Origin of the sequence: Streptomyces sp. URMC 126 (genome assembly GCF_051386555.1) — a bacterium.
Classification (GTDB): Bacteria; Actinomycetota; Actinomycetes; order Streptomycetales; family Streptomycetaceae; genus Streptomyces.
On record NZ_JBPQTX010000326.1, the window covers coordinates 1 to 7,754 of the forward strand.

At 74.7% G+C, this 7,754-nt stretch carries 8 protein-coding genes; 6 read left to right on the forward strand and 2 right to left on the reverse strand.

From position 1 onward, the window contains the following. The 3 genes from sucB to ACSNOK_RS27990 all read left to right on the forward strand — a co-directional run. On the forward strand, window positions 1-1,003 hold a 1,003-nt coding region (sucB, locus tag ACSNOK_RS27980), incomplete at its 5' end, for a 2-oxoglutarate dehydrogenase, E2 component, dihydrolipoamide succinyltransferase (protein ID WP_436783572.1). A gap of 126 nt (window positions 1,004-1,129) precedes the next feature. Then, window positions 1,130-1,771 carry a GntR family transcriptional regulator gene (locus tag ACSNOK_RS27985; RefSeq protein WP_436783573.1) on the forward strand — a complete coding sequence of 214 codons (642 nt, stop codon included), beginning with the start codon at window positions 1,130-1,132 and terminating at the stop codon, window positions 1,769-1,771. A 232-nt stretch (window positions 1,772-2,003) separates the two neighbouring features. Then, on the forward strand, window positions 2,004-3,005 hold the full coding sequence (locus ACSNOK_RS27990) for a helix-turn-helix transcriptional regulator (RefSeq protein WP_436783574.1): 1,002 nt from the start codon (window positions 2,004-2,006) through the stop codon (window positions 3,003-3,005). 115 nt (window positions 3,006-3,120) lie between these two features. Here ACSNOK_RS27990 and ACSNOK_RS27995 read toward each other — a convergent pair whose 3' ends face one another. Together ACSNOK_RS27995 and ACSNOK_RS28000 are read right to left on the reverse strand one after the other, a co-directional pair. Continuing rightward, entirely contained in the window at window positions 3,121-3,294 is a 174-nt protein-coding gene (locus ACSNOK_RS27995; protein WP_436783575.1) for a hypothetical protein, read from the reverse strand. 177 nt (window positions 3,295-3,471) lie between these two features. Further along, window positions 3,472-4,395 carry an SDR family oxidoreductase gene (locus tag ACSNOK_RS28000; RefSeq protein WP_436783576.1) on the reverse strand — a complete coding sequence of 308 codons (924 nt, stop codon included), beginning with the start codon at window positions 4,393-4,395 and terminating at the stop codon, window positions 3,472-3,474. A gap of 206 nt (window positions 4,396-4,601) precedes the next feature. On the opposite strand from ACSNOK_RS28000, the gene ACSNOK_RS28005 reads away from it, so the two are divergent. From ACSNOK_RS28005 to ACSNOK_RS28015, 3 genes are all read left to right on the forward strand, one after another. Beyond that, complete coding sequence (locus tag ACSNOK_RS28005) at window positions 4,602-5,120, forward strand: DUF4240 domain-containing protein (RefSeq protein WP_436783579.1); 519 nt, start codon at window positions 4,602-4,604, stop codon at window positions 5,118-5,120. Between the two features lie 128 nt (window positions 5,121-5,248). Then, window positions 5,249-6,163 (forward strand): TIGR01777 family oxidoreductase, encoded by a 915-nt coding sequence (locus ACSNOK_RS28010; RefSeq protein WP_436783577.1) that lies wholly within the window; start codon window positions 5,249-5,251, stop codon window positions 6,161-6,163. 180 nt (window positions 6,164-6,343) lie between these two features. Then, window positions 6,344-7,681 carry an NAD(P)/FAD-dependent oxidoreductase gene (locus tag ACSNOK_RS28015; protein WP_436783578.1) on the forward strand — a complete coding sequence of 446 codons (1,338 nt, stop codon included), beginning with the start codon at window positions 6,344-6,346 and terminating at the stop codon, window positions 7,679-7,681. Window positions 7,682-7,754 lie beyond the last annotated feature (73 nt).

Here is a 7,754-nt window from a genome sequence, read left to right on the forward strand (position 1 = left end):
GGCCCCGGCAGCCCCCGCGGCTCCCGCCGCCCAGGCCCCGGCCGCGCCGAAGGCCCCGGCCCCGGCCGTCGCCGCCAACACCGACGGCGCCTACGTGACCCCGCTCGTCCGCAAGCTCGCCGCCGAGAGCGGCGTCAACCTCGCGGGCGTCCAGGGCACCGGCGTCGGTGGCCGTATCCGCAAGCAGGACGTCCTGGCCGCCGCCGAGGCCGCCAAGGCCGCGCCGGCCCCGGCCGCCCAGGCCCCGGCCGCGCCGAAGGCCCCGGCCGTCGAGGCGTCCCCGCTGCGCGGTCAGACGGTCAAGATGCCGCGTATGCGCAAGGTCATCGCCGACAACATGATGAAGGCGCTGCACGGCCAGGCCCAGCTCAGCTCCGTGATCGAGGTGGACATCACCAAGATCATGCGGATGCGTGCCAAGGCCAAGGACGGCTTCGCCGCCCGCGAGGGCGTCAAGCTCTCCCCGATGCCGTTCTTCGTCAAGGCCGCCGTCCAGGCGCTGAAGGCCCACCCGGTCGTCAACGCCCGGATCAACGAGGACGAGGGCACCATCACCTACTTCGACTCCGAGAACGTCGGCATCGCCGTCGACTCGGAGAAGGGCCTGATGACCCCGGTCATCAAGGGTGCGGGTGACCTCAACATCGCGGGCATCGCCAAGAAGACGGCGGAGCTGGCGGGCAAGGTCCGTACGGGCAAGATCAGCCCGGACGAGATGTCCGGCGCGACCTTCACGATCAGCAACACCGGCTCGCGCGGCGCGCTGTTCGACACGGTCATCGTGCCCCCGAACCAGGTCGCGATCCTCGGCATCGGCGCCACGGTCAAGCGCCCGGTGGTCATCGAGTCCGAGGAGGGCACGACCATCGGCGTCCGCGACATGACGTACGTGACGCTCTCCTACGACCACCGCCTGGTGGACGGCGCCGACGCGGCCCGTTACCTGACGACGGTCAAGGCGATCCTGGAGGCCGCCGAGTTCGAGACCGAGATCGGTCTCTGATCCCGGCTCTCCGGCCCACGCCGAACAGGGCGCGGCCCCGGCTCCGTACTCCGGTACGGGCCGGGGCCGCGCCCTTTCCCCACCGGGATAATGGCCGGGCGAACGTCCGGCCGCCGAGGAGCGCCCATGTCACCACCCGCCGTCCCCGCCGTCCCCGTCGTGCACTCCCTGCGCGAGCAGATCCGCGAGCACATCCTGGAAGGCATCGTCAGCGGTCGGTGGCAGCCGGGCGAGCGCATCGTCGAGCGCCGGATCGCCTCGGAGCTGCTGGTCAGCCAGACGCCGGTGCGCGAGGCGCTGCGCGAGCTGGAGTCCCTGCGGCTGATCGAGTCGTCCCCGAACAAGGGCGTCCGCGTCCGGGAGCTCACCGCCGCCGACCTCCGGGAGAGCTACCCGGTCCGCGCGGGCCTGGAGCAGGTCGCCGCCGAACTGGCGGCCGACGCGCTCGCCGAGGACGCGTCGGCGCTCGACCGGGAGCTGGCACCGCTGTACGAGGCGGACCGCAGAGGCGACCGCGAGGCCCAGGCGCGGCACACGGTGGCCTTCCACCGGGAGATCGTGCTGGCCTCCGGGAACTCGGTCCTGCTGCACACCTGGGAGTCGCTGGGCATCGAGGTGTGGACCGCTCTGTCGATCCGCTGGCTGAGCCCGCAGCCGAGGGCCCACGCGGAGGATCACGCGGAGCTGGTGACCGCGTTCCGCCGGCGCGATCCCCGGATCGGGGAGTTGCTGCGGACCCATGTGCTGGGCTGCGCCCCGCAGATCTGAGGACGCCCCCTAGGGGTGGGGCACAGCGGGGTCCGCCGACACCGGTTGATCGATCATCGATCAGGGCGTATCGTCTCCGCGGAGCCGCGCCGCGCGCCCTGTCCTGTGTCGCGGAGCGGCTCAGGGGTGACGACAGGTCCTCGTCCGTCGACCATGCCCTGGCTGGGCGTACGGGTACCTGTCGTCGTCCCCTGATCCCCCCCGGTTTTCCCGTGGCGGCATCATGGGGCGCATGCGAGCGGCCCGTCTGATCAAACTCGTCCTGCTGCTGCAGTCCCGCGCGTCCATGACGGGCGCCGAGCTGGCCGCGCGGCTGGAGGTCTCCGAGCGCACGGTCGCCCGGGACGTCCTCGCCCTCTCCGAGGCCGGGATCCCCGTCTACGCCGACCGCGGCAGGACCGGCGGCTACCGCCTCGTCGGGGGCTACCGCACCCGGCTGACGGGCCTGGGCCGCACGGAGGCCGAGGCCCTCTTCCTCTCCGGAGTGCCGTCCGCCCTGCGCGAGATGGGGCTCGCCGACGCCGCATCCGCCGCCCGCCTCAAGGTCTCCGCCGCGCTCCTCCCCGAACTCGGCGACGCCCCGGCGACCGCCGCCCAGCGCTTCCACCTGGACGCCCCCGGCTGGTGGCAGCCGGCCGACCCCCCGCCGCTCCTCCCCGCCGTGGCGGAGGCGGTCTGGGACGACCGCCGCCTCACCGCCCGCTACCGGCGGCGCGACGACGCGGAGGTGGAACGGGAGCTGGAGCCGTACGGGCTCGTGCTCAAGGCGGGGGTCTGGTACCTGATCGCCCGGGCGGTCGAGCCGGGCCGGGCCGACGGCGGCCCGACGCCCCGGGTGTACCGGGTCGACCGCTTCACCGCCGTCACCGTCGGCCCCACCCCCTTCCGCCGCGACGAGACCTTCGACCTCCCGGCCTTCTGGGACGAGCACGCCGAGCGGTTCGCCCGGTCGCTGCTGAAGGAGCGCGTCGTCCTGCGGCTCACCCCGGAGGGCGCGCGCCGCCTGCCGTACCTCACGGAACGGCGCGCCGCCCGCGACGCGCTCGCCGAGGCCGCGCCGGCGGACGCGGCGGGGCGGATCACGGTGACCCTGCCGGTCGAGTCCCTGGACGTCGCGCGCGAGCAGTTGCTGGCGCTCGGGCCGGAGGCGGAGGTGCTGGAGCCGGCGGAATTGCGGGAGCGGTTCGCCGAGGCGGCACGGAGGAGTGCGGCGTTGTACGGGGTCGGGGGGTGAGCCCCGGTCCCTGCTTCCTCCGGCCGTTCCGGCGGGGGCTGCCCGAGGGAGCGGGGGCCGGCCCCCGGTGAAAAACGGTGAGAGGGCGGGACCGGGGCTCAGGACAGACCGGACCTCAGCCGCCCCCACCGCCCCCGGCCACGTCCGCACCCGCTTCCACGCCCGCGCCCGCGTGGGAAGCCACGCACCCCGCCTCCGCCTCCTCCCGCTCCCGCCGCAGGTGCGCCAGCTCCGCCGCCTTCCTGTCCGAGTACAGCCGCATGTCGGCTTCGGTCTTGAGGTCGAACACGTCCATCACCTCCGTACGAGAGACCGCACCCGAAGCCTTCCCCGCGTCACCGCATGAAAGGGACCGTCCGGGGCCCGTCAGGGAGCAGACGCCGGCGCTCGGCGCACGCGCCCGGCGCGGGTGAGGACCGGAGCGCCGGGGCGGAGGAGCCCCGGCGCGCCGGACCGGCAAGCGCCCCTACCGGTACGCCTCCGCCCCCGCCCGCTTCCCCCCGAACACGACGTCCGTGAAGTACCCGAGGCAGTCGGGCCGGGAGCCGTCCACGTCCGTCACCCCGTAGTGGGCCGCCAGCTCGCCGCCGAACCGCGCCTGCCCGTTCCACCGCCCCCGCTCCGGGTCCCCGGCGAGGGCGGCCACCACCCGTCCCAGGAACGCCGGGGACTCGGCGATGGCGAAGTGCGGGTCCTTGGCCACCGCGTCCCGCCAGTTCTCCTCCGTGACCCCGAAGTGGTCGAGCATCTCCTCGGAGCGCAGGAAGCCGGGGCTGAGGCAGACCGCCGTCCCGCCGTACGGCTTCAGCTCGTGGGCGAGCGCCCAGGCCATCCGGGCGGGCGCGTACTTGGCGAGGTCGAAGACCATGTTCTCCCGGTAGTGGTCGGTGTTGAACTCCGGCGTCCCGTCCGTGATCTCCACGACCAGCCCGCCCGGCCGCCGGATGAGCAGCGGCAGCGCGCAGTGGCTGGTGATCAGGTGGGCGTCCTGGGCGAGGCGGAGCATCCGCAGGGCGCGCTCGATGCTCAGGTCCCAGACCCTGGTCTCGAACTCCAGCAGGTGATCGCCGCCCCACACATCGTTGACCAGCACGTCCAGCCGGCCGTGGTCCCGGTCGATCCGTTCGACCAGCGCCCTGACCTGGTCGGTCTCCAGGTGGTCGACCCGGACCGCGATGCCGGTGCCGCCCGCGGCGGTCACCAGCTCGGCCGTCTCCTCGATGGTCTCCGGCCGGCCGACCTCGCTGCGCCGCTCGCGCGTGGTGCGGCCGGTCGCGTAGACCACGGCCCCGGCCCGGCCGAGTTCGACGGCCATGGCCCGGCCCGCTCCCCGCGTGGCGCCCGCGACCAGTGCGACCTTGCCCTCGAGTGCCCTCGTTCCGGCGTTCACGTTCGTGTCGTCCCCTCTCGTCCTCGTAGCCGTTCCCGGTCGGCACGACGTTTCGTCGCGCGAGGCCGACGGTGCCATCGATACCGGACACCTTCTGTCGTGTTTTCCCGCGCACCGCGCGCGAGTCGGCGCGCGGGTCTCCGTACGACCGCTTCCGCACCCCTCCGCGTGCGCCCCGGCGGGCCAGGGCGGATGCTGTTGCCGTGATGGACGAGACGGAGTTCTGGGAGCTGGTCGACGAGACCCGCGCCGCCGCCGGCGGCGACCCCGAGGACCAGGCCGACCTGCTGGTCGAGCGGCTGATGCAGCTCGATCCCGAGCGGGTGACGGACTTCGCCCGGCATTTCGAGGTGCGGTACAACCGGGCCTACCAGTGGGACCTGTGGGGCGCGGCGGCCGTGCTGCTGGGCGGGGCGGGCGAGGACGCGTTCGACTACTTCCGCTGCTGGCTCATCGGGCAGGGCCGCCACGTCTTCGAGGGCGCCTTGCACGACCCGGACCGGCTCGCCGAGCTGCTCGACGACTTCGACGAGGAGGCGGACGGGGACGGCGAGGACCTCGGGTACGCGGCCGAGGAGGCGTACGAGCAGCTCACCGGCGCCGACATGCCCGACCTGGCCCTGCCGCCGGCGCCGGCGGAGCCGCACGGGACCGCGTTCGACGTGACGGACGGGGACGTGCTGGCCGAACGTTTCCCCGCGCTGTGGGAGCGCTTCCGGGCATGAGGCGCGCGTGCGATGCCGGCCCACCGCCTGCCGGCTCACCACCCTCCCCGCCCCTTCCGGCGTCCCGCGGATGCGCCGTTTCGCGCCCGCCGCGCGTGGACCGGGGACGGCCGGGAAAGGTGTGACCCATGCGCATCGCCATCACCGGCTCGACCGGTCTCATCGGTACGGCGCTCGTCCGCTCCCTCGAAGCGGACGGCCACCGCGTCACACGGTTCGTGCGCCGCCCGCCCCGGGGCGAGGACGAGGCCGAGTGGGATCCGAAGCGGCAGCGGGTGGACACCCGCGCGCTGGCCGGCTGCGAGGCCGTGGTGCACCTCGCGGGCGCCGGCGTGGGCGCGCACCGCTGGACGGAGGCGTACAAGCGGGAGATCCGCGAGAGCCGGGTGCTCGGCACGGCGGCGGTCGCCGAGGCCGTCGCGTCCCTCGACACCCCGCCCCGGGTGCTGATCAGCGCGAGCGCCACCGGCTTCTACGGGGACGCGGGCGACCGTGTGCTGGACGAGGACTCCCCGCCCGGTCGCGGTTTCCTCGCCGGGGTCTGCCAGGAGTGGGAGGCGGCCACGGCCCCCGCCACCGAGGCGGGCGTACGGACGGTGCTGACCCGCACCGGGCTGGTGGTGAGCCGCCGCGGTGGCGCGTGGGGCCGGATGTTCCCGCTGTTCCGGCTGGGGCTCGGCGGCCCGTTGGGCAACGGCCGCCAGTACTGGAGCTTCATCTCCCTGCGCGACCACATCGCCGCCCTGCGCCATCTGCTGGACACCCCGGCGCTGTCCGGGCCGGTGAACCTGACCGCGCCGGAGCCGGTCACCAACCGCGAGGTGGCCCGGACCATGGGGCGCGTGCTGCACCGCCCCGCGCTGCTGCCCGCGCCCGCCCCGGCGCTCCGGCTGGTGCTGGGGGAGCTCGCCTCCGACGTGCTGGCCGGCCAACGGGTCGTCCCCCGGCGGCTGCTGGACTCCGGTTTCCGGTTCGCGCATCCGGACGTCGAGAGCGCCGTCCGCGCGGCACTCGCCCCCGAGGGCCATGCTTCCGCCCGATGATTGAGCGCCCCGAAACCGTAACCGTGCGACCGCCGTGCGACCGTGCTCTATCCGTGCGCGACTGTTATTGACCGGAATTCTCTCTACGGTCGAGGCGAACTCGCGCATCGCGCCGTCCGGTTGGGGGCATCACGCCCCCGAGCGAGCGGACCGACGAGCGGACCGACCCCGGGAGGCCACGTGGCCAGCAGCGCACGCCACACCGCACACCACGCCGATGTCGTCATCGTGGGAGCCGGCCTCGCCGGGCTCTCGGCAGCACACCACCTGACCGGCGCCGGCGTCGGCGTCACCGTCCTGGAGGCCGCGGACCGGCCGGGCGGGCGGATGGCGACGGACCGGATCGACGGCTTCCGGCTGGACCGTTCCGGCCAGTTGCTCAACACCGCCTTCCCGGACCTGCGCCGCACCCCCGGCCTGGGCGCCCTCGCCCTGCGGCCGTTCCTGCCGGGCGTGCTGGTCCACGCCGACGGCCGCAACCACCGGATCGGAGAGGTGCGGGGCGCGAAGAGCGCGAAACGGGCGTTCACCACCGCCCGCGCGCTGGCCACGGCGGCCCGCAGCTCGCGGTCCACCGGCCTGGACCAGGCCCGGCTGGACGCGGCGCTCGCCCGGCTCGCCACCCTGCCCACCGACCGGATGCTGGCCCGCCCCGACCGCCCGACCGCCGCCACCCTGGCCACCCGGGGACTGCCGGCCCGCACGGTCGAGGGTTTCCTCCGCCCGCTGCTGGCCTCCCTGCTGTCCGACCCCGAGCTCACCACCTCCAGCCGCTGCGCCGACCTCGTGCTGCGCGGCTTCGCCCGCGGCCGGCTGTGCCTCCCGGCGGGCGGGGCGGGCACGATCCCCGAACTGCTGGCGGGGCTGCTGCCGGCGGGGACCATCAGGACGGGGGTCCAGGCCACGTCCGCGGACATCACCTCCGTCACGACCGCCGCGCACGGCGAGATCGGCTGCCGCTCGGTGATCGTCGCCACCGGCGCCCGGGCCGCCGCCGACCTGCTGCCCGGCCTGCGCCTCCCCGGCTTCCACCCGGTGACGGTCCTGCACCACACGGCCGCCGAGGCGCCGTCGTGCGACGGCTCCCTCATCGTGACCGGCGGCCGGGGCGGCCCGGTCGCCCACACCACCGTCGCCAGCGAGGTCGACCCGGACCGGGCCCCCGCCGGACGCACCCTGATCACCTCCACCGTGCTCGGCCGGGCGGCCGGCACACCCGTCGCCGAACTCGACCGCGCGGCGCGGGCACAGCTGGCCCGGGTGTACGGCCTCGCCCCCGACGACCTGGAGCTCCTGACCGCCCATCACGACCCGGACGCCGTCCCGGCCATGCCGGCGCCGCACGATGTACGGCGGCCGGTGCGGCTGCTGTCGGGGCTGTACGTGTGCGGCGACCACCGCGACACGAGCACGGTGCAGGGGGCCCTGTTCTCGGGGCGGCGGGCGGCACATGCGCTGCTGCGGGATCTGGGGATCCGTCCGGAGCAGAGCGACGCGCAGGCGCTGCGGGTGGCGTAGGGGGTTGCCCCCGCGGCTCCGCCGCTCGTCCTCGAACGCCGGACGGGCTGACTATTCAGCCCGCTGTCTCTTA